At 70.3% G+C, this 21,145-nt stretch carries 15 protein-coding genes and 1 pseudogene; 6 read left to right on the top strand and 10 right to left on the bottom strand.

The genetic code is table 11. The annotated features are described in order from the left end of the window. Positions 1-94 precede the first annotated feature (94 nt). Together gyrA and gyrB are read right to left on the bottom strand one after the other, a co-directional pair. Positions 95-2,608, bottom strand: a complete 2,514-nt coding sequence (gene gyrA / locus NAF06_RS12995) for a DNA gyrase subunit A (RefSeq protein ID WP_049908525.1) — start codon at positions 2,606-2,608, stop codon at positions 95-97. Next, positions 2,605-4,521: a DNA topoisomerase (ATP-hydrolyzing) subunit B gene (gene gyrB, locus NAF06_RS12990; RefSeq protein ID WP_008581038.1), complete on the bottom strand. Its 1,917-nt coding sequence runs from the start codon at positions 4,519-4,521 to the stop codon at positions 2,605-2,607. The genes gyrA and gyrB overlap by 4 nt, the downstream gene beginning before the upstream one ends. A gap of 196 nt (positions 4,522-4,717) precedes the next feature. Between gyrB and NAF06_RS12985 the strand changes: the two genes are divergently transcribed. Then, positions 4,718-5,929 carry an iron-containing alcohol dehydrogenase family protein gene (locus NAF06_RS12985; RefSeq protein ID WP_008581037.1) on the top strand — a complete coding sequence of 404 codons (1,212 nt, stop codon included), beginning with the start codon at positions 4,718-4,720 and terminating at the stop codon, positions 5,927-5,929. A gap of 27 nt (positions 5,930-5,956) precedes the next feature. Here the strand turns inward: NAF06_RS12985 and NAF06_RS12980 are convergent, their stop codons facing one another. The 5 genes from NAF06_RS12980 to NAF06_RS12960 form a co-directional block, all read right to left on the bottom strand. Continuing rightward, positions 5,957-6,385 carry a nuclear transport factor 2 family protein gene (locus tag NAF06_RS12980; protein WP_008581035.1) on the bottom strand — a complete coding sequence of 143 codons (429 nt, stop codon included), beginning with the start codon at positions 6,383-6,385 and terminating at the stop codon, positions 5,957-5,959. Then, complete coding sequence (locus NAF06_RS12975) at positions 6,369-7,562, bottom strand: potassium channel family protein (RefSeq protein ID WP_008581032.1); 1,194 nt, start codon at positions 7,560-7,562, stop codon at positions 6,369-6,371. The genes NAF06_RS12980 and NAF06_RS12975 overlap by 17 nt, the downstream gene beginning before the upstream one ends. A 79-nt stretch (positions 7,563-7,641) precedes the next feature. Further along, positions 7,642-8,178, bottom strand: coding sequence for a double winged helix-containing putative transcriptional regulator (locus tag NAF06_RS12970; RefSeq protein ID WP_008581031.1), 537 nt, complete (start codon positions 8,176-8,178; stop codon positions 7,642-7,644). Between the two features lie 46 nt (positions 8,179-8,224). Then, positions 8,225-9,163, bottom strand: a complete 939-nt coding sequence (gene mch, locus NAF06_RS12965) for a methenyltetrahydromethanopterin cyclohydrolase (protein ID WP_008581029.1) — start codon at positions 9,161-9,163, stop codon at positions 8,225-8,227. Between the two features lie 385 nt (positions 9,164-9,548). Further along, positions 9,549-10,055, bottom strand: coding sequence for a DUF7969 family protein (locus NAF06_RS12960; RefSeq protein ID WP_008581027.1), 507 nt, complete (start codon positions 10,053-10,055; stop codon positions 9,549-9,551). A 321-nt stretch (positions 10,056-10,376) separates the two neighbouring features. Between NAF06_RS12960 and NAF06_RS12955 the strand changes: the two genes are divergently transcribed. From NAF06_RS12955 to NAF06_RS12935, 5 genes are all read left to right on the top strand, one after another. Further along, entirely contained in the window at positions 10,377-11,087 is a 711-nt protein-coding gene (locus tag NAF06_RS12955; RefSeq protein WP_049908539.1) for a DUF726 domain-containing protein, read from the top strand. Positions 11,088-11,214: 127 nt separating this feature from the next. Continuing rightward, the gene (locus NAF06_RS12950) at positions 11,215-12,057 is read left to right on the top strand and encodes an eIF2B alpha/beta/delta subunit family protein (protein WP_008581023.1); all 843 of its coding nucleotides are present in this window, start codon (positions 11,215-11,217) and stop codon (positions 12,055-12,057) included. Between the two features lie 131 nt (positions 12,058-12,188). Then, on the top strand, positions 12,189-13,169 hold the full coding sequence (locus tag NAF06_RS12945) for a DUF7260 family protein (protein ID WP_008581022.1): 981 nt from the start codon (positions 12,189-12,191) through the stop codon (positions 13,167-13,169). Between the two features lie 182 nt (positions 13,170-13,351). Then, positions 13,352-15,430: an AMP-dependent synthetase/ligase gene (locus NAF06_RS12940; RefSeq protein ID WP_008581021.1), complete on the top strand. Its 2,079-nt coding sequence runs from the start codon at positions 13,352-13,354 to the stop codon at positions 15,428-15,430. Between the two features lie 60 nt (positions 15,431-15,490). Beyond that, positions 15,491-16,654: a sensor histidine kinase gene (locus NAF06_RS12935; protein WP_008581020.1), complete on the top strand. Its 1,164-nt coding sequence runs from the start codon at positions 15,491-15,493 to the stop codon at positions 16,652-16,654. Positions 16,655-16,697: 43 nt separating this feature from the next. Here the strand turns inward: NAF06_RS12935 and NAF06_RS12930 are convergent, their stop codons facing one another. The 3 genes and pseudogenes from NAF06_RS12930 to NAF06_RS12920 all read right to left on the bottom strand — a co-directional run bounded on the left by NAF06_RS12930 (position 16,698) and on the right by NAF06_RS12920 (position 21,048). Further along, on the bottom strand, positions 16,698-18,050 hold the full coding sequence (locus tag NAF06_RS12930) for a tRNA (N(6)-L-threonylcarbamoyladenosine(37)-C(2))-methylthiotransferase (protein WP_008581019.1): 1,353 nt from the start codon (positions 18,048-18,050) through the stop codon (positions 16,698-16,700). 92 nt (positions 18,051-18,142) lie between these two features. Further along, entirely contained in the window at positions 18,143-18,451 is a 309-nt protein-coding gene (locus tag NAF06_RS12925) for a helix-turn-helix domain-containing protein (protein ID WP_006629971.1), read from the bottom strand. 80 nt (positions 18,452-18,531) lie between these two features. Further along, positions 18,532-21,048: pseudogene (locus NAF06_RS12920) on the bottom strand (GAF domain-containing protein). Between the last annotated feature and the right edge of the window lie 97 nt (positions 21,049-21,145).

Below are 21,145 nucleotides of genomic sequence, written 5' to 3'. Positions count from 1 at the left end.
AAGGACCTACCGGGGGTCGGCAGTTCAACTCCGCACACGCGCTCGGAGGGCGGTCGGGAGACCGGAACCGGGGCGGTTTCGTCGCGCGGGGCGACTACTCGGCCGCGGCGTCCGCTTCGATGTCTCCCTCCTCGTCGGCGTCGTCCGCCTCGGCGGCGTGGACCGACTCGGGGACGATGTCGACGGACGCGACCTCGTCGTCGGGTTCGAGGTTCATCACGATGACCCCCTTCGTGTTCCGGCTCACGGTCGAGATCTCCTCGACGCGGGTCCGCATGATCTGGCCCTCGGCGCTCATCGCGACGAGGTGGTCGCCGTGGGTGACCGCCTCGATGGCGACGACCTCGCCGTTGCGGTCGCCGGTCTTGATGTCGACGAGCCCCTTCCCGTTCCGGGACTGCGGACGGTACTCGTCGAGGTCCGAGCGCTTCCCGTAGCCGTTCTCGGTGACGGTGAGCACCCAGTTGTGGTACTCGTCGTCGATGGCGGCGACGCCGGCGACGGCGTCGCCCTCGCGGAGGTCGATGCCGATCACGCCGCGGGCGGTGCGGCCCATCGCACGGGCGTCGGACTCGTCGAACCGGATCGCCATCCCGTGTTTGCTCCCGATGACGATGTCCCGGTCGCCGTCGGTCACCTCGACGTCGACCAGTTCGTCGCCGTCCTCCAGCCGGATGGCGCGGATGCCAGTCGAGCGGATGTTACCGAACTCGTCGACGGCGGTCCGCTTGATGTACCCGTCGCGGGTGACCATCGTGAGGTACTCGTCGTCGTCCAAGTCCTCGGTGTTGACGACCGACTCTATCTCCTCGCCGTCGTCCAGATCGAGGAGGTTGACCGCGGACTTCCCGCGCGCGGTGCGGGACATCTCGGGGATCTCGTAGGTCTTCAGCTCGTAGATCTGGCCGTGATTGGTGAACACGAGCAGGTAGTCGTGGGAGTTGGCCGCGAACACCGAGGAGACGCGGTCGCCCTCCTTTAACCCCGTGCCGATGATCCCCTTGCCGCCGCGGTTCTGCGCGCGGAACTCGTCGAGCGGCATCCGCTTGATGTAGTCGTCCTCGCTCATCACGACGACGCACTCCTCCTCGGGGATGAGGTCCTCGTGAGTCACGTCGCCCGCGTCCTCGATGAAGCTCGTGCGGCGCTCGTCGTCGTACTCGGCTTTGATCTCGTGAAGCTCGTCGACGATCACCTGGTCGAGCTCGGCGGGGTCGGCGAGGATCGTCTCCAGCCGCTCGATCCGGGCGTTCACCTCCTCGTACTCCTCCTCGATCTCGGCCGTCTCCATCGAGGTGAGCGAGCCGAGCTGCATCCGGACGATGTGGGCGGCCTGCGCCTCGGTGAAGTCGAACGCGGACTCCAGCGCGGCCTTCGCGGCGTCGCGGTCGTCGGAGTCCTGAATCGTCTCGACGACGTCGTCGACGTTGTCGAGCGCCTTCAGCCGTCCTTCGAGGATGTGCGCGCGGTCCTCGCGCTCGGCGAGTTCGTGTTCGGAGCGCCGGCGGACGACCTCGCGCCGGTGCTCGACGTAGTGTTCGAGCGTCTCCTTGAGGTCCAACACCTGCGGCGAGCCGTCGACTAAGGCGAGGTTGATGACGCCGAACGTGCGTTCGAGGTGGCTCTCCAACAGCTGGTTTTTCACCACTTCCGCCATCGCGTCGCGCTTGAGGTCGACGACGATCCGGATCCCGTCGCGGTCGGACTCGTCGCGGAGGTCTCTGATCCCCTCGATCGCGCCCTCGTTGACGTCCTCGGCGATCCGCTCGACGAGCCGCGACTTGTTCTGCTGGAAGGGGAGCTCTGAGATGACGATCCGGCCCTCCTCCTCGTCGACCTCGAACTCGGCGCGGACGCGGATCCGACCGCGACCGGTCTTGTACGCCTTGTGGACCGCGTTCCGGCCGACGATGTTCGCGCCGGTCGGGAAGTCCGGCCCCTTTACGTGTTCCATCAGGTCCTCGACGGTCGCGTCGGGGGTCTGGATTAGCTCGACGGTCGCGTCGATCACCTCGCCGAGGTTGTGCGGCGGGATGTTCGTCGACATTCCGACGGCGATGCCCGACGAGCCGTTGACCAGCAGGTTCGGGAACGCCGCGGGCAGCACCGCCGGCTCTTCGAGGCGATCGTCGTAGTTCGCCTCGAAGTCGACGGTGTCGCGCTCGATGTCCGCCATCAGCTCCTCGGCGATGGGGGCCATCCGCGCCTCGGTGTACCGCATCGCCGCCGGCGGGTCGCCGTCGACGGAGCCGAAGTTCCCCTGCCCGTCGACGAGCGGGTAGCGCATCGAGAAGTCCTGGGCCATCCGCGCGAGCGTGTCGTAGATGGCGCTGTCGCCGTGGGGATGGTAGTCGCCCATCGTCTCGCCGACGACGGAGGAGGACTTGCGGTGCGCGGAGTTGCTCGTCACTCCCGCCTCGTTCATCGCGAAGAGGATGCGGCGGTGGACGGGCTTGAGCCCGTCCCGCACGTCGGGGAGCGCGCGACCCGCGATGACGGACATCGCGTAGTCGATGTACGACTGCTCCATCTCGTCTTCGATGCGCGCGTTCGTCACCTGTGCGGCTCGTACGTCTCCGGGGTCGGCGTCGGGACTTTCTGAGCTCATATATCCACCCACTCCGCTTCGGTCGCGTGCTCCTTGATGAACTGCTTCCGCGGCTCGACGGCGTCACCCATCAGCACGTTGAACATGCGGTCGGCGGCGGCCGCGTCGTCGACGTTGATGCGCTTGAGCCGGCGGTTCTCCGGGTCCATGGTGGTGTCCCACAGCTGGTCGGGGTTCATCTCGCCGAGGCCCTTGAACCGCTGGACCTGCGTCGGATTCCCGTCGCACTTCTCCTCGACGATGCGGTCGCGCTCCTCCTCGGTCATCGCGTCGTACGTCTCCCCGCGGTAGCGGACGCGGTACAGCGGCGGCTGGGCCGCGTACACGTAGCCGGCCTCCAGCAGGGGTTTCATGTGGCGGTACAGCAGGGTGAGAAGCAGCGTCCGGATGTGCGCGCCGTCGACGTCGGCGTCCGTCATCAGGATGATCTTGTTGTACCGGACGTCGTCGATGTCGAACTCCTCTCCGATCCCCGCGCCGATCGCGGTGATCAGCGCGCGGATCTCGTCGTTCTCTAAGATGCGGTCGAGCCGGTGTTTCTCGACGTTGAGGATCTTCCCTTTGAGGGGTAAGATCGCCTGGTTCTCGCGGTTCCGGCCCTGCTTGGCCGAGCCGCCCGCGGAGTCGCCCTCGACCACGAACAGCTCCGCCTCGGTGGGGTCGCGGGTCTGGCAGTCGGCCAGCTTGCCGGGCAGCGCGGTCGACTCCAGCGCGGACTTCCGGCGGGTCAGTTCCTCGGCCTTCTTCGCGGCCTTTCGGGCGCGGGCGGCTTCCGCGGCCTTGTGGACGACCTTCTCCGCGGTGTCCGGGTTCTCCTCGAAGAACGTCCCGAGCTTCTCGTGGGTCGCGGACTCGACGACGCCGCGGACCTCGCTGTTGCCGAGCTTCGTCTTCGTCTGCCCCTCGAACTGCGGGTCCGGGTGTTTCACCGAGACGACGGCCGTGAGGCCCTCGCGAACGTCCTCTCCCTTGAGGTTGGCGTCGAGGTCGTCGACCAGCCCGTGTTCGTTGGCGTAGTCGTTGACGGTCCGCGTCAGGGCGGTCTTGAACCCGGTGAGGTGGGTCCCGCCCTCGCGGGTGTTGATGTTGTTCGCGAACGCGTGGACGGAGCCCTGTAGCTCCTCGGTCGCCTGCATCGCGACCTCGACGTGGACGCCGTCGGTCTCGTCCTCGAAGTAGATGACCTCCTCGTGGATCGGCGAGCGGGTCTCGTTGAGGTACGCGACGAACTCGCGGATGCCGCCGTCGTACTTGAACGTCTCCGCGGTGTCGTCGCGGTCGTCGACGAGCCGTATCTCGACGCCCGAGTTGAGGAACGCCAGCTCGCGCAGCCGGTTCGCGAGCGTCGAGGTCTGGAAGTCGGTCGTCTCGAATATCTCGTCGTCGGGCCAGAATCGGATCTCCGTCCCGGTCGACTCGTCGGCGTCCATGTCGCGGACGCGCTCGAATGCGTCCTCGCCGGGTTCGCCGCGCTCGAACTCGTGGCGGTAGACGCCGCCGTCGCGTTTCACCTCGACCTCCAGCCGCTCCGAGAGGGCGTTGACGACGCTGACGCCGACGCCGTGGAGCCCGCCGGACACCTGATACGACTTGGAGTCGAACTTCCCGCCGGCGTGGAGGACGGTCAGGATGACCTCCAGCGCGGGCCGGTCGTACTCCTCGTGGGTGTCGACCGGGATCCCGCGTCCGTCGTCGCGGACGGAGACGGAGCCGTCGTCGTGGACCCGGACCTCGATCTCCTCGCAGTACCCCGCGAGCGCCTCGTCGATGGAGTTGTCGACGACCTCGTAGACGAGATGGTGGAGCCCACGACCGTCCGTGGACCCGATGTACATCGCCGGTCGCTTACGGACGGCCTGCAGGCCTTCGAGGACCTGAATTTGGCCGGCTCCGTATTCGCTCTGCTCTGACATAGGAACTTACTCCAGCTAATTGCCGTCGGCTTATAAACCCGACGCACGCCCGCGCGCGTGAGCGGCCGTGACGGACGCCGCAGGGACCGAGCGCGGCGCGCTCGGTCAGGTTCGACGCCGGGTTCGGACCCGGAACCCGCCCGGTATGCTGACGCGTCCCACAGCTACAAGCCGCCGCCCGCCGTACGCCTCGCCGATGCTACCCATCGCGGACTCCTTCGAACACGTTCACCGCGGCTGCGAGATCCGGTTCGGACGGGGGCGGATCGCAGACCTCGACGGCTGGCTCGACGACCGCGGCCTCGACGACGCCTTGGTCGTCTGCGGCTCGAACACGGGCGCGAACGACGCGCTAATGGACCCGATCCGAGAGGGACTCGGCGATCGGTTCGCGGGAATCTTCGACGGGACCACACCCGACAAGCGGGTCGAGACCGCCTACGACCTCCTCGATGCGCGGGCGGAGGTTGGAGCAGACGTCCTCGTCGCGGTCGGCGGCGGCGCGAGCCTCGACGTCGCGCGGCAGGCGACACTGCTCGCGGCGGACGGGCGGGACCTCGGTGACCTCCGCGCCGACGCGGAGTCGGGGGCGGACGCGCTCGGCGAGTTGGCACCCGGCTCGGAGCCGGCCCTCCCAGTCGTCGTCATCCCGACGACGTTCGCGGGCGCGGACCTCTCGGCGGGCGGGTCGCTGGCGGTGTTCTCGGCCGGCGAGTCCCCGACCGGCCAGCCGGTGACCGTCAGCGGGAGCGGCGCGTGGCCGATCGCGGACGTCGCCGACCCGGCGCTGTTCGAGACGACGCCGCGGTCGGTGCTCGCCGGCTCGGCGATGAACGGGTTCAACAAGGGCGTCGAGACGCCGTACGCCCGCGACGCCTCCCCGGTAAGCGACGCGGCCGCGGTCCACGGGCTCCGGCTCCTCTCGGACGCGCTCCCGCACGTCGCGGGCGACCAGCCGTCGAGCGAGGCGGCGACCGACCGCGCCGTCGTCGGGGCGCTGCTCGTTCAACTCGACCGAAAGATATCCGTCGTCCACGCGTTCGGCCACGGGTTCGCCCGCCGGTACGACGTCCAGCAGGGCGCGGTTCACGCCGCGATCGCGCCCCACGCGCTGGCGTACCTCTTCGACGAGGTCGACGCGAGCCGCCGGGCGCTCGCGGCCGGGCTGGGCGTCCCGACGGCGGGGCGCGACGACGACGCAGTCGCGGAGGACGTCGTCGCGGCGGTCGCCGAAGTCCGGGACTCGCTCGACGTGCCGAGCCGACTCCGGGACCTGCCCGAGACGGACGAGGACGACCTCCCGGCGATCGCCGAGTTCGTCGTCGAGGACCCGCCGATGGCGCGCGCGCCGGCCGACCTCGACGCGACCGCCGAGGGGATCCTCGGCGTGTTGCGCGCGGCTTGGTGATTCGGGACGGCCCGACGAGAATCGATCCTACGAGTCGGCCGCGTACGTCTCCAGGGCGGTCAGCCGCCCGTCCTCAACGCCGAAGACGTCGACGAACGCGAACAGCTCCTCGCCGTCCGCGTCGAGGAGCCTCCCCCGGACCGCGACGCCGGGGCCCGCGGGGTAGACGCGCTCGACGACGTGGGTCGTGTCCGTGTTCGGCCGCTCGTCGCGCATGAACGCGACGAACCGGTCGCGGCCCTCGAAGGTCCGGTCGGGGCGGTTCTGGACGAAGCCGGGGTCGAGCAGGGAGCGCAGCCGGTCGTACTCGCCGGTGTCGAGCGCGCCGTAGTACGCCCGAGCGAGGGCGACGGGACCCCGTTTGTCCCTCTCGTCTCCCGGACCCTCCCCGTTAGCATCGCCGCCCTGCCGCCCGCTCTCCGGCTCCGCCCCGTCCGCCTCACGCCGCGAGGGCATCGAACTCCTCCGCCGAGGTCCGGGTCCCCTTCGCGATGATCACGTCGCCGCCCCGGAGCGTGGTGTCGATGTCGGGACCGACCAGCCACCCCTCCTCCGGGCGGCGGACCGCGAGGACGCTCGTCGAGATGTCGGTCGCGGGCACGCCGTCGGCGACCGCGGTGCCGTCGAGGTCGCTCCCCTCGCCGACGATGGTGCGAGAAATTATCTCGTCCGACTCCTGGACCGCCATCTCCACGACCGGGTGGACGTCGAGGTCGCGGCGGACCCCCTCGGTGATCGCCAGCGCGGCGTCGGAGATCTCCTCGGTCGCGACGCCGAGGTGGATGAGCCCGCGCAGCGACACCGGGTCGTCGGCCTCGGCGGCCGCCCGGAGCGTCCACGCCTCGAACCGCGACTGGAGCGCGTCGACCTCGATTTCCAAGTTGCTCACTTCCTCCGCAAGCTCCTCGTTGTCGAAGAGGACCGAGCCGTAGGCCAGGTCGACGGCCAGCTCCGAGAGGTTCTTCATCAACACGATCGAGTCGACCGCGCGCTCTAAGTCGTCGATCGCGGGCTCCGCGGGCGGCTCGGGGTCGAACGGCTCGCCGCTCAGTTCGGGGTAGACCTCGGCGACGCCGGCCTCGGGACCGCGAAGCAGGGTCACGTCGCCCGCCTTCAGGCGCGTCGTCGGTCCGGGGTTGAGGATCCAGTCCTCGTCGCGCCGGACCGCGATGACGCGGACGCCGGTCTCAGATTCGAGGTCGATGGCGTCGAGGCTCCGGCCGGCGTACGCGGAGTCGGCGCTCACGGTTCCGCGGACGAGCGTCTCGACGCCGGCGGAGAGCGCGCCCCGCATCGCGTCGGGGAGCCCGATCTCCTCGGTGACGATCTTGGCGATGTCGCCCGCGGCGTCCGCGACCTTGTCGGCGGCGGCGATGACCCCGAGGACGGGCGCGAGCGTCTCCGCCTCGTTCGGGTTCCGCGCCGCGAGCATCAGGCTCATCCGGGCCTGCATCTGGAGGGCGTCCATCCGGTGTTCGAGTTCGACGACCTCGTGGGCGACCGTCGGACTCGCGTGGAGCACCGCCGAGTACGAGAGGTCGATCAAAAGCTCCGCGGTGTCTTTCATCTCGACGAGCAGGTCCTTGACGCTCGTCGGCTCGTAGCGGACCGTGCGCTCGTCGGCGCGTCTCATGTGCGTCTCTCTCCGGCTGCGAGTAAAAGGCTTGTTCCGGGGTCGCCGTCGCCGGGCGCGGGGGATCCGTCGGAAAATCTCAGGCGGCGTCGCCCGCGACGTAGCCGGCCTGTCCCCCGGCAGCCTCCGGGTCGTCGCCCGCGGTGGCCAGGGGGGTCGCGAGGTCGACGAGGGCGAGCCACGCCAGCAGCCGGGCCGCGCGGTCGCGCCACGCGGCCTCCCACTCGGGGTCGCGGGCGCGGTCGTGCCGCGGGACCCGCTCGCGGGTGGCCGCGAAGAGGTCGTCGGGAGTCACGGGATCATCGCGCGAGGCCTCGGCGAGCGCCGCGAGCGCCTCGGGCGCGAACAGCACGCCGTCTCGGAGCCCCTCGCGGACGCGCTCCCGGGTCGGCTCCGCGTCGGCGCGGACGAACCCCCGCGGGGTCTCCTCGACCAGTCCGAGCGTCCGGAGGAAGGCGAGCCAGTCGTTGGCGGTCTGCCGGTCGGGGAGGTCACAGCGCCGCCGGAGGCGAGCGCAGCAGTCGTCGGTGTCGCCGGGGACGAGCGGGACCGCGCGCCGGTACTCGCGGAGCGCGTCGAGGTCGGACGGGGGTTCGGGGACGGGTTTGAGTCGCATCGGGTGTCGTAACGGGGTCGGCTCGGTGGGTCGGCTTCCCGGGGAGTCAGCGGTAACCGAACGACTCCGCGAGCAGTTCCTCGTCGGTGTCGCCGACGGTGTAGACGGGGCCGTCGACCACGTCGACGGTGACCTGCGCCGGGGCGAACACGCTCTCGGGCACGTCGTAGAAGTCCCAGTCGGCGTCCTCGAACACCTCGACGAAGGGTGTCCCGTACTCCTCGCTGGCGGTGGAGACGATCTCCGAGAACCGGTCGTCGTCGCGCGCGACCTGGAGGTGGACCTCGCCGCCGTACGCCAAGGCGTCGTTCGTTCGGCCCATCGCCTCGGTCTCGTCGCGGGTCGGGGGCGCGAGCGGCGCGGAGCCGGAGGCGTGGAGCACGTCCGTCGGCTCGTAGCCGACCTCCAAGAGGCGGAAGACGGCGAGTTCGGCGGCGCGGGCCGCGGTGGTGACGGAGCCGGCGGTCGACCCGGTGGCGAACGTCGGGAGGAACACGCCGTCGGTGTCGACCTCGGCCAGCTCCGCGACCTGCTCCGCGACCTCCTCGTCGGGCAGCGTCGTCGATTCGATCGCCAGCGTGGCGAACTCCGAGGAGTCGTAGTAGCCGACGCGCTCGAACTCGGCCTCGCGGCCGACCAGCGCGCGGGCCGGGCCGGAGCCGAGCCCCTCGAAGCCGCTCTCGGTCGTGACCTCCCAGCCGGCCTTCTGCGAGCAGAGCAGCGCGACCGCGGGGTGGTCCGTCGACAGCTCGACGTACTGTCGGGGCGCGCCGGCGAGCGTCCCCATCCGCGTCTGTAGGTTCGCCAGCCCGGCAGTCTGTATCTCCGCGAGCAGCAGCCCAGCCTCGACCCCGCCGGCCGCGTCGATTCCGAAGTCGACGACGGTGGCCCCGTTGTCCAGCTCGTAGCCGACCACGTCCAGTTCGCCGGCGAAATCGAGCGCCTCGTCGACTAACTCGATCGCGGTCCGGTTGATGCTCTCCATGTCGACGCCTACTCGCTCACCGTTTAAGGGGTTTGGCTGTTGGCCCGAATGCCACGGCGGAGCATCGACAACTGTCACAGGTGAACAGGCCGGTCGGCGCGTGCCGGTGAGCGCCCGAAGGGCGCGAGCCGCACGCGCGAGGGAGTCGCTGGCGGTCGTCGCTTCGCTCGACCGCCAGCGACGCTGGGGAGGCGCGAGGCTGCTGTGTGGGGCGGGACTCGAAGGGGCAGTCGTGAGGCGGGCGCAGGCGACGGCAGCACCGCAACGAGGGAGCGAAGCGACCGAGTGAGGAGCGCCCCGAGCGTGCGCCCGCCTCGCGGCTGGGGCTTCGGGAGTGTCCGTGTCGTTCAGCGCTCAATTACTAGCGCAACGCTAGCTTTCGTAGTCACCAGAAGCCGCCGTCGGAGTCGCCGCCCCCGCTCGGTCCGCTCGGTCCGCGGGGGCCGCTCGGCCGCGGGTCGGGGTTGATCTCGACGGGTTCCGCTTCCGCGTCCGGATCGATCTCGCGGCCCTCCTCGTAGCGGACGAACGAGAGGTAGAAGGGCTCGCCGCAGCCGACGCCCTCGGCGTCCGGCTCCCGATACGGCTCGTCGCCGCCCACGTCGGTGCCGCGCACGCCGTCGTGAGGGTCCCATTCGACGCCGTCGCTCTCGCCGCAGACGAACCGGACGCCGTCGGCGTCGAGCGCGTCGCCCTCGACCTCCTCCCCGTCACTGCCTCCCTCTCCGTCTCCCTCACCGCCCTCGTCCGCGTCGAACGGCTCAGTGGGCGCGACGTACGTCCACCCCTCCAGCGGGTACGGGGTCACCGACTTGTCCGCGAGGTACCCCTCCCGTTCGAGCGCGACGAGCGTCCCGCAGTGGGGACAGTAGTACGTGACCGGGTAGCTCATGTCCGTCGTACGGCCCGGACTGATAAACAGCCGTCGCAGTCGCGTCAAATATTTGATCCTCCGGCGCGTCGATCCGACATCTCATCCGATCCCACTTCCGGCGGCCCGGGCGGCGCGGACCGCGCGGACGATTCAGGCGGAACGGACTCCGCGACCAACGACCCTTCCGGAACGGACTCCGCGGACGGCGACACCGGCGGCCTCGTCACTCGCCGGCGACTCCTCGCGGGCGGCGTGGGCCTCCTCGGGGGCGGCGGACTCTACGCCGCGAACGAACTCGGCGGCGACTTCGGCGGGTACGAGGCACCGGAGACGCAGCCCATGGTGTCGACCCGCGGACGGCTCGACGAGTCGGATCCCACGGAGCGGTCGGGGTCGTGGGCGTTCGACGGTGCCGACCGGGTTGCGCTGTACGTCCACGGGCTCGGGGCGGACGCGGCGTCGGCGCGCGATCAGGCGCACACCGCGGGACTCGCCCTCGACGAGGCCCTCGGAGCCGACGCCCCGCCCGTAATCGGCTACTCGTGGGCGTCGAACGCCGACTGGGGGCCGGCGAAGCGCACCGCGGAGGCCAACGCCGCCCCGCTGGTGGACTGGCTGACGGCGTGGGCGGACGCGGACGGGCGGCCGGTCCACCTGTTCGCCCACTCGCTCGGCGCTCGCGTGACGGGGGAGGCGCTCCGCGAGCTCGACGACCGCGGCCGGACGGACGCCCTCGCCTCGGCGTCGCTGTTCGGCGGCGCGGTCCCTGACGAGAGCGTCGGGCGCGACGGGCGGTACGGGCCGGCGATCGGCGCGCTCGACGCCCCGCTCTACAACTTCCACAGCCGGAACGACCGCGTCCTCGGCTGGGTGTACCGGGCCTCCGACCGGACCCGCGCGGTCGGTCACGGCGGGCTTCCGGAGGCCGCGACCGCGCCGGAGGGTTACGCGAACGTCGAGGTCACGGACCTCGTCGCGGACCACTACTCGTACATCGAACCGGCGGAGGGCTGTGTTCCGCGCGCGGTCGACCGGATCGGACTCGATTGAACTCGGACTCGACCGGATCGGACTCGACCGGATCGGACTCGACCGGATCGGACTCGACTGAACTCGGACTCCTTCGGACCCGCCCGCCCCCGGAACCCCTTTTACCGGCCCGGCCGACCCTTCAGGCATGATCGACGAGACCGTCGCCGAGATCCGGGCGATGCGGACCCACAGCACGTCGGCGGTGGCCGTGAAGGCGACGCGGTCGCTCGCGGACCTGCTCGACCGCGAGTACGTGACCGTCGACGAGTTCGAGCGCGACCTCGAACACAACGCGGGCGTGCTGCGCCGGTCGAACCCTTCCCACGCCGCGCTCCACAACGCGATGCGCGAGGTCGAGCGCTCCATCGTCGGCGAGGCGACGAGCGTCGAGGGCGCGAAACAGCTGCTGGAGGACGTGATCGCCCGCGTCGTCGACGACATCGAGACCGCGAAGGGCGAGGCGGCGGCCAACGCGGCGGAACACATCGAGGACGGTGACACGCTGCTCGTCCACGACTACTCGACGACCGTGCTGGAGGCCATCGAGAACGCCGCGCGCGACGGCGCGCACCTGACCGTCTACGTCACCGAAGCGCGACCGCGGACCCTCGGTCGCAAGACCGCGCGCGTCCTCGCCGGGATGTCCCGCGTCGAGACGCGGATGGTCGTCGACGGCGCGATGGGGTACGCGCTCCGCGACTGCGACCGCGTCCTCCTCGGGATCACCTGTATCACCGGCGGGACCTACTACAACCGGATCGGGACGTTCCCGCTCGTCGTCACCGCCCGCGAGCTCGGGGTCCCCGTCACCGCGGTCGGCTCGGGCGCGAAGACCATCGAGGAGTTCCGGTTCGAGAACGAGTTCCGCGACGCCGTCGAGGTGATGCGCGAGCCGGTCGAGGACGTCGAGATCGAGAACCCGAGCTACGACGCCACCCCGATCGGCATGATCGACACCGTGATCACCGACGACGGCGTCCGGAACTGACGCCCGCCCCGTAGTTGACGCCACCTCCGAACCCGACGCCATTCCCCACCTGACGGTGGCCGAGCGCGTCGCGACGAACGCCCGAGCGACGAACCAAAGTGATTTGTGCGTGTAACGTGTTAACAAACGCGATGAGTGTACATCCGGGCTCGACGACGGTCTTCCAGATCCCCGACCAGGGGGTGACTGCGGCGGGGTGTTCGAACGCATGGTGCGAGGTCGGCGCGGTCGCGACCCGGCCGGAGGTGGTCGCGGCGGTGGCGGTCGTCGGGGTCGTCGCGCTGCTCGCGTTCGCGCACGTTCGCGACGCCGAGGCGGCCTGCCGGGCGGAGCGACGGCGCGTCCTCGACGAGCGCGACGCGTTCGAGGCGTTCGCCGACCGGGTGGCCGAGATGGACACTGTGCCGGTCCCGTCCGACTCGACCCCGTCCGGCGTCCCCGCCGGCGAGTTCGGCGGCATCGGCTCGGCGGGGAACGGGGTCTCGCCGGGCGGCGGACCGAGCGGCGGCGACGTGACGCTCCGGCGGGTGCTGGCCGCGTACGACGACACCGTGCTGTCGCTGTCGCACTACCGGGACGAGTACGACGAGACGGCGGCCGAGAGCCTGGCCGCGGAACTCGGCCCCGACACGGCGACGGCGCTGGCGACCGACGGGGGGTTATCGAGCGGGGCCAAGTCGGCGCTCGTCGACCGGAGCCGGCGCGCCGCGGACGCGCGCGACGGGCTGGCGGGCGCGATAGACGAGGAGATAGCGGAGTTGGCGGACCGGGAGACGGCGCTGTCCGGTATCGACCGTCGCCGCCGGCGGCTGCTCGGTCACATGGATGGCGTCCGCGACGGGCGCGAGACCGACGCGGCGATCGACGTCTGGAACCGGCTGGCGGAGTTGGAGCGCGAGTGCGACGAGCTCGCCGCCGACCGACAGCGCTCGCTCGACGACCCGCCGCTGACCCCCCGCCTCGACGACGACTCCGAGCGGACGTTCTACGGCTATCTCTACGGACCCACCGACGGGCCGCGCTATCCCGTGCTGGCGCAGGCGGCGGAGCTGGCGGACCGCGTCCGCGCGGACAGGGACGGCGTCGGGAGTCGAGTCGCCGCCGACCGCTGACCGCAGGGGGCAACCGCCGCACTCGACCGTGTATCGGGCGCTTCGGCGACGACTCGGAACCGACCCGCAGACGGCGTAAATCCGACTCGGAGACCGCGAACAGTCGCGTCCGTGGAGCGGACGGTCGAGAGAAACTCAAAACTACCGGGTCGTTTATGAGGGTAGGGCGGGACTGGGGGGGTATGAGTTGGCAGGAGGCGGAACGATCGTTCACCGACGCCGCGATCGCCCGGGAAACCCTCCCGCAGATGTTCGAGGGGACCGCGGAGCGGCACGCGGACCGGCTCGCGCAGCGGTACAAGGGGGGCATCTACGACCGGTCGCTCGTCGCCGCCGGAGTCGTCCCGGCGGCACCCGCGGGCGAGTACGCCGACCTGACGTACGCCGAGATGCGCGGGATCGTCCGGAGCCTCGCCGCGGGGCTCCGCGAGGCGGGCGTCGACGGCGACACGCGGGTGGCGATGTACTCGAAGACCCGCATGGAGTGGGCCCAGACGGACTTCGCCGCGCTGGCGGCCGGCGCGGCGGTGACGACGGTTTACGCCTCCTCGTCGCCGACACAGCTCCGATACCTGCTGGAGGACCCGGAGGCGACCGTCGTCGTCGCCGAGAACCGCGAGATGCTCGCGGACGTGCTCCGCGTCCGCGACGACCTCGAACACGACCTCGAAGCGATCGTGACGATCGACGACGTCGACGCCGACGCCGTGGCGGCCGAAATCGATACGGACAGATCGACGACCGACGACGTGTACACGCTGGGGGAGGTCCACGAGCGCGGCGCGGCGGCGTTCGACGAGGCGGCCTACGAGGGGTGGATCGACGCGGTCGACACGGACGACCTCGCCAGCCTCATCTACACCTCCGGGACGACCGGGAAGCCGAAGGGCGTCCGGCTCACGCACGCGAACTTCCGCGACAACGTCTCGCAGTGTTACCGCCGGTTCGCCGACAGGCCCGACCGCGACCCCGAGGTACCCGGCATCTCCGCGGAGTCGACGACGCTCTCGTTCCTCCCGCTCGCGCACGTCTTCGAGCGGATGGCCGGCCACTACATGATGTTCGCCGCCGGCGCGACCGTCGCGTACGCGGAGAGCCCCGACACGCTCCGCGAGGACTTCGGGCTGGTGCGGCCGACGACGACGACCAGCGTCCCGCGCGTCTACGAGAAGCTGTACGACGCGATCCGCGAGCAGGCGAGCGAGTCGCCGGTCAAGGAGCGCATCTTCGAGTGGGCGGTCAAGGTCGGTCGCGCCCACCACGAGGCCGACGACCCCGGTCCGATCCTTGACGCCAAGCGCGCGGTCGCCGACCGGCTCGTCTTCTCGTCGGTCCGGGAGGCGATCGGAGGCAACATCGAATTCTTCATCTCCGGGGGCGGGTCGCTGTCGGCCGAGCTCTGCGCGCTGTACCACGCGATGGACCTCCCGATCTTAGAGGGGTACGGCCTGACGGAGACCTCCCCCGTCATCAGCGTCAACCCGCCGGAGCGCCCGACGGTGGGGACCATCGGTCCGCCGGTCGTCGACACGGAGATCGCGATCGACGACGCGGTCGTCGGCGAGGAGGTCGCGGACCTGGACGGCGACGTGGGGGAACTGCTCGTCCGCGGGCCGCAGGTGACCGACGGATACTGGAACCGACCGGACGCGACCGAGGAGGCGTTCGTCGCCGCCGACGAACTCCCCGAGGGCGTCGTGACCGCCGGGACGCCGCCGGACGAACGCGTCGGCGTCGAGGGGGACGCACCGGACGCGTCCGACGCCGCGGCCGAGCCGTGGTTCCGGACCGGCGACATCGTCCAACTCCGGCCCGACGGGTACATCGCCTTCCGCGAGCGCGCGAAGCAACTGCTCGTGCTCTCGACCGGAAAAAACGTCGCGCCGGGGCCGATCGAGGACCGGTTCGCGGCCAACGAGTTCGTCGAGCAGTGCGTCGTGCTCGGCGACGGCCGGAAGTTCGTCTCCGCGCTCATCGTCCCGAACTTCGAGAAGGTCGCGGCGTGGGCCGACGCCGAGGGGATCGACCTGTCCGAGGCCCCCGCGGAGATCTGTCGCGACGACCGGGTCCGCGAGCGGATTCAAGCGGAGGTCGACCGCGTGAACGAGGAGTTCGAGTCGTACGAGAAGATAAAGCAGTTCCGGCTCGTCGAAGAGGAGTTCACCGAGGCGAACGACCTGCTCACGCCCACCATGAAGAAGAAGCGGCGGAACATCTTGGACCGGTTCGCCGACGAGGTGGAGCTGATCTACGACGAGTAGGCCGGTCCGGACCTGTCAGAACTAGAAACGGATATCAGTCTCCGGCGGGTAGTATCGTCGATGGTCCAGCGTGTACCGCCCCGATACGGCTTCGCTGCTCTCGGCGGATGCTGTTTCGGCGTCACCGCGCGCCACCTCGTCTTCGGAAGCCGGAACCTGGGGACCGCGCTCGAGTTCGGGCTGATATTCGCCCTCTCGGGCGTCGTCTTCTACACCGTCCACGACCTCCCGCGCTGGGAGATCTCTCGTTCGGGGCAGTGGCGAGCGGTCCGGATCGGCGTCGGCACCGCGCTCGGGTTCGCCGCGCTCGCCGGCGTCGTCTGGCTCATCTGGCTGCTCGGCCACCACGCGTTCAAGCTCTCCTTCCTGCTCTCGTTCGCCGCCAGCCTCGGCGCGGCGGTCGGATCGCGGGCGGGGCTGTACGTGGTGAAGGCGGACGAACGGCTCACCGAGGCGCAGGATCTGACGACGCTCCTCTCGATCAACGACCGGGTGCTTCGTCACAACATCCGAAACGAGCTGGCGGTGGCGCTCGGCCACCTCGAAGGGATCGAGGACGCGGCGGACGGGGAGACGATCGCGGAACGGGCGCGGATCGCCCGGACCCACTTGGAGGAGCTCGTCGAGACGAGCGAGCGAACGCGGCGCATCGCCGCGATCTGGCGGACGGAAACCCTCCAGTCGATCGACCTCGTCGCCGTGGTCGAGGCGCGGATCGCCCGGGTGACCGCGGAGTCGTCCGGAGTCGCGATTCACACGGAACTCCCCGAAGACTGCGTCGTCCGAACTCACCCGTCGCTCCCGCTCGCGGTCGAGGAGGCGCTCCGGAACGCGATCGAACACAACGACGACGACGTGGCGATCACGGTGCGGGTACGCCGGGACGGGGACGCGACGGAGCTCGTCATCGAGGACACGGGGCGAGGCATCCCGCGGATCGAGCGACAGACGCTCCGCAACGCCGAGGAGACCCCGCTCGAACACACCGAGGGGCTCGGGCTGTGGCTGATATACTGGACCGTGGCCCGGGCGGGGGGAACGGTGGAGTTCGCCGAGAACGACCCGCGGGGCACCGTCGTCCGGATCCGGCTCCCCGACGACCCCGAAGCGACCCGGTCGGTCGGGGAGAACTCGGGACGTCCCGGGCCGGGTGGACGGCGGTCGACGCGGCCGGGGTCGAGAGACTCGAAGTCGCGCGGGTCGAACGCGACGGACCCGAACTGAGTCCGGCCGGCCCGGCGAGAGAAGCGGTCGGCCCAGCGAGCCGCTACGCCGAGGAAACGGTCGACTCCGGGCCCTCGTCGCGGTCGACCGAGTCGCCGTCGAGCGCGTCGCGTTCCGCCGCGTCGGGGTCGGTCGCCTCGTCCGTCGCGACCGGATCGCCGAACGCGTACACGGTGTTGTGGCCGGTGACCTCGACGGTGAGGAAGTCGCCGACCTCGACGCCGCGGTCGGCCGCGTTCTGGACGATGATCTGCCGGTAGGCGGAGTCGCGGCACTTCACGGAGTCGCCGGTCCCCTCCTCGACGACGAGCACCTCGAACGTCTCGCCGACCATCGACTCGTACGCCTCGCCAACGACCTCCATCTTCAACTCGGACATCGCCTTCGAGCGCTCCTTCTTGATCGTCCCGCCGAGCCCCTTCATGTCGGCGGCGTCGGTGCCGGGGCGCTTCGAGAAGCGCGTGACGTTGATCTTCTCCGGCCGGACCTCGGCGAGCAGGTCCATCGACCGGTCGTGGTCGGCCTCGGTCTCCGTGGGGAAGCCGACGATGAAGTCGGTCGAGAGCGTCCAGTGGTCGAGCCGGTCGTCGAACGTCTCGACGACCTCGCGGAACTTCTCGACGCGGTGCTGCCGGCGCATGTCTTCGAGCACGTCGTCGGAGCCGGACTGGACCGGCGCGTGGATGAAGTCGTACAGCTCCTCGTTCGCGGCGAACACCTCGGCGAGCTCCTCGTGGATGCCGTGGATCCCGCCGGGGTTCGCCATCCCGAGCCGGACGCGGAACTCGCCGTCGATGTCGCAGATCCGATCGAGCAGTTCCGGGAGCTTCCGGTCCCCGTTGTCCCAGCCGTAGACGCCGGTGTCCTGTCCCGTGACGCGGATCTCCTTCGCGCCGGCGTGGACCAGCGCGCGGGCCTTCTCGACGTTCTCCTCGATCGACGGGGAGTCGACGCGGCCGGTGGCGAACTTGGTGATACAGTACGAGCAGTTGCTCATACAGCCGCGCGCGATGGGGAGGATGCCGACGACGCCGTCCAAGACCGGCTCGGCGTCAGGCGTGACCGTCGGGCACTCGCCGTTGAGCACGTACGAGGGGACCTCGTCCCAGTGGAGGATCTCGGCGTCGACGTCCGCCTCCGCGAACTGCTCGCCCTGCGCGAGCGCCATACAGCCGGTGACGACGAGCTCTGCGGTGATGTCCGACAGCTCCTCGGCGCGGCGGAGCATGTTGCGCTCGGTCTTCTCGACGACGGTACAGGTGTTGAGGATGGCGACGTCCGCGTCTTCCGGGCCGTCGGCCGGGCGGTGCCCCCCGTCGCGGAGGGCGCGCTCGATCTCCCGGCTCTCTCCCCGGTTGGAGCTACAGCCGTACGTCTCGATGTGGTACGTCGCCATCTGAGTGTGTAGGGTATCGGTCCCGGGGGCAAAAGCGCGACGGATCGGGGCGTCGGAAGATCAGCGTCGGAGCGGTTCGAGGCCGGTCAGCCTCAGTCCTCGGCGACGGCGGCGGTCGGCGCGTCGGCCTCGGCGGCCGCCTCCGGCTCGTCGACGGGGTCGCGCTCCGCGGGCGGGACGGCCTGATAGACGGAGCGGCGCGCATCGCGGGGGCACAGCCCCTCCTCGACGAGCCCGACCTCGGTGAGCTTCTCGACCGCGAACCGGACGGTTCGGGTGGAGAGACGGGTCTCCTCGGCGAGGCCGGTCTGGTCGAACCGGCCCTCGGCGTCGAGCACGTAGTAGACCAGCTTGGCGCTCGGCGGGAGCGGTTCGAGCAGCTCGCGGGTTCCTTCGTCCATACATCACGTAAACGGGCGAATCGCGCATAACCGTGGCCCGTCTGTGCGCCGGCCGCGCACGCAACCCCCGTTTTTAAATATCACCGATCGGTCCGGAACTCGAAGCGAGCGCCGTCGTCGTCCTCGATCGACAGCTCCCAACCGTGCGCGGCTGCGATCTCGCGGACGATCGCGAGACCGAAGCCCGTTCCGGCCGCCGTGCTCGACCGCCCGTAGTCCGTCGCCTCGTCCGGGTCGATGTCGAACCCGGACCCATCGTCCGCGACGTAGAACCCGTCCGGGAGCGGTCCGACGGAGACGGTGAGATCGTCGCCGGTCTCCGACCGGCTTCCAGTGGAGCCGTGCTCCACGCTGTTCGCGAACAGGTTCTCCAGGAGCGTCCGGAGCCGTTCCGGGTCCGCGCCGACCGCGGCCGACGCGTCGGCGACGTCGAGGGTCGCGTTCGCGGTGTCGACGGTGCTCCACGCGCGCTCGGCCGCCTCGGCGAGGGGGACGGGCTCGATCTGATCGACCGTCCGGCCCTGTCGGGCCAGCGCGAGGAGATCGGCGATCAGCTGTGACATCCGGTCGTGGGCGTCCTCGACCCGGTCGAGCTCGGCGAGGACGGCCTCGTCGTCGGTCAGGGACCGCGCCATGTCCGTCCGACCGGTGGCGACGCTGAGCGGACTCCGCAGGTCGTGAGACACCAGCCCGGCGAACTTCTCCAGCCGGTCGATCTCCCGCTGGAGCGCGGCGTCGCGGTCGCGCAGCTGCTCGGTCCGCTCGGCGTGGTCGAGCGCGACCGTGACGTTCGCCGCGAGGACCCGCGCCAACTGGAGGTCGGTCTCGTCGAAGGCGTTCGGCTCCCGCGAGCCGAGCGGCATGACGCCGTGGTCGCCGAGCGGAACGACGAGGAGGCTCCGGATGTCGCCGTACCCGACCGCGGTGTCGACCGCGGCGAGGTCGTCGACGAGGACCGGCTGGCCGGTCTCGAACGCCTCCCAGACGCGGCCGTCTCCGGGGCCGAACGGGGGTCGGTCGCCGAAGGCCGCGGTCGCCTCCTCGCTTATCGCCGTCGGCCGGAGGACGTTCGCCTCGGGGTCGTACAGCCGAACGCCGCTGTTCGGGAACTCGAGGATGTCGATCGCCGCGCGGGTGGCCAGCTCGGCGATCTCCTCGCGGCTCTCGCCGCCGAACATCTCGCGGGTCGTCGCGTGGAGCTTCCTGAGGGTGCGTTCGACCCGCTTCTACTCGCCGATGTCGGCGTACACGCTGTATATGACGGTTTCCTGCGTCTGTTCGACGGGAATGACGTGGAGGATGAAATCGCGCAGGCCGTCGGGCGTCCGCCGGCGCACTTCGAGCCGCGACGGCCCGTCGCGGTCGAGGGCTGCCTCGGGGTCGATCCGATCGGCACCGTCCGGGATGAGCGCCTCTCGCATCTCCTCGTACCCGTGTTCGACCGAGAGGCCGAACGTCTCCTCGAACGCCTCGTTCGCGGCGTCGAGGCGACGCTCCCCGTCGCCGAGCGCGACGGTGCGCACCGCCGGGAGCGGGAGGTCGTCGAAGAGCGCGGCGAGGCGGTCCCGCTCGCGCCTGAGCGCGTCCTCCGTCTCGATCTGTTCGATCCGGTCGGCCGCGTGGGTCGCCAGCAGCTCCGCGAATTCGACGTCGCGCGCGTCGAACGCGGCGTACCCGTCCGAGACGGCCTGTAAAACGCCGTGAGATCCGATCGGAACGCTGATCGCCGACCGGATGTCGTCGGCCACCGGGTCGGCGACCTCCGCTCCCTCCCGCCGGTCGGGCCCCGACGGATCGCGGCCCGGTGCCGCCGGGTCCTCCAGCTCGTCCGGGTCCGCGGGGTCGACGCTGAGGTTGTCGACCACCATGGTCTCCTCCTTGGCGACGGTGGTTCCGACGACCCCCTCCCCGACGTCGAAGGTCCGGATCTCGCCTTCGGTGACGCTCTCGGAGAGCGCCGTCGGAACGACCCGGTCGCCGCGTCGGTGGGCGGCGACGCAGCGGTCGAACTCGAGGATGTCCTCGGCCGCGTCGACGGTGCGGTCGAACACCGTCTCCACGTCCGTCACCGACGCCAGCCCCGTCGCGAACTCGTGGATGGCCGTGACCTTCGCGTTCACCTCGCGGAGGTCGCGCTCGGCCTTCCGATGTCCGAGGGCGTTCGCGACGCTGTTCGCGAGCATCTCGTAGCGGTCCCGGCCGGCCCCCTTCTGGAGGTAGTCGGTGACGCCGGCGGTGATCGCCTCGCTCGCGATCTCCTCGCTCCCCTTCCCGGTGAACAGCACGAAGGGGAGCCCGGAGTCGACCGCCCGGACATCTTCGAGGAACTCAAGCCCGTTCGACCCGGGCATGTCGAAGTCGCTGACGACGCAGTCGACGCTCTGACTCCGAACCACGGAGAGCGCCTCCTCCGGCGACAGCCGAGTGACGGTCTCGATGTCGTCCACGAGCCGTTCGACGTGCGTCGCGGCGAGGTCGGCCGCTCCCGGCTCGTCGTCGACGAAGAGGACGCGACGAGGCCCGTCGCCGCTCGTTCCCGACGCGTCGGACGCGACCGAGTCGGGTTTTTCCGACGGGTTATCGGGACCGGCGTTCATGTCCACCTGTTTCTCTCCCAGTAGGTTTAGCTTTCGCTCCGAGTACCGGAATTGAAAAACGGACCGGGAGCCGCGCCGTCGGAGCGGCGGTCCGACC

The sequence above is a fragment of the Halorubrum hochsteinianum genome (genome assembly GCF_023702125.1).
Classification (GTDB): Archaea; Halobacteriota; Halobacteria; order Halobacteriales; family Haloferacaceae; genus Halorubrum; species Halorubrum hochsteinianum.
This window is presented reverse-complemented; position numbering and strand designations above follow the sequence as displayed.

Excerpts from the sequence above, each read along its gene's own strand:
- gyrA (WP_049908525.1), bottom strand. The coding sequence starts at position 2,608 with ATGAGCTCAGAAAGTCCCGACGCCGACCCCGGAGACGTACGAGCCGCA.
- gyrB (WP_008581038.1), bottom strand. The coding sequence starts at position 4,521 with ATGTCAGAGCAGAGCGAATACGGAGCCGGCCAAATTCAGGTCCTCGAA.
- NAF06_RS12985 (WP_008581037.1), top strand. The coding sequence starts at position 4,718 with ATGCTACCCATCGCGGACTCCTTCGAACACGTTCACCGCGGCTGCGAG.
- NAF06_RS12980 (WP_008581035.1), bottom strand. The coding sequence starts at position 6,385 with ATGCCCTCGCGGCGTGAGGCGGACGGGGCGGAGCCGGAGAGCGGGCGG.
- NAF06_RS12975 (WP_008581032.1), bottom strand. The coding sequence starts at position 7,562 with ATGAGACGCGCCGACGAGCGCACGGTCCGCTACGAGCCGACGAGCGTC.
- NAF06_RS12970 (WP_008581031.1), bottom strand. The coding sequence starts at position 8,178 with ATGCGACTCAAACCCGTCCCCGAACCCCCGTCCGACCTCGACGCGCTC.
- mch (WP_008581029.1), bottom strand. The coding sequence starts at position 9,163 with ATGGAGAGCATCAACCGGACCGCGATCGAGTTAGTCGACGAGGCGCTC.
- NAF06_RS12960 (WP_008581027.1), bottom strand. The coding sequence starts at position 10,055 with ATGAGCTACCCGGTCACGTACTACTGTCCCCACTGCGGGACGCTCGTC.
- NAF06_RS12955 (WP_049908539.1), top strand. The coding sequence starts at position 10,377 with ATGGTGTCGACCCGCGGACGGCTCGACGAGTCGGATCCCACGGAGCGG.
- NAF06_RS12950 (WP_008581023.1), top strand. The coding sequence starts at position 11,215 with ATGATCGACGAGACCGTCGCCGAGATCCGGGCGATGCGGACCCACAGC.
- NAF06_RS12945 (WP_008581022.1), top strand. The coding sequence starts at position 12,189 with ATGAGTGTACATCCGGGCTCGACGACGGTCTTCCAGATCCCCGACCAG.
- NAF06_RS12940 (WP_008581021.1), top strand. The coding sequence starts at position 13,352 with ATGAGTTGGCAGGAGGCGGAACGATCGTTCACCGACGCCGCGATCGCC.
- NAF06_RS12935 (WP_008581020.1), top strand. The coding sequence starts at position 15,491 with ATGGTCCAGCGTGTACCGCCCCGATACGGCTTCGCTGCTCTCGGCGGA.
- NAF06_RS12930 (WP_008581019.1), bottom strand. The coding sequence starts at position 18,050 with ATGGCGACGTACCACATCGAGACGTACGGCTGTAGCTCCAACCGGGGA.
- NAF06_RS12925 (WP_006629971.1), bottom strand. The coding sequence starts at position 18,451 with ATGGACGAAGGAACCCGCGAGCTGCTCGAACCGCTCCCGCCGAGCGCC.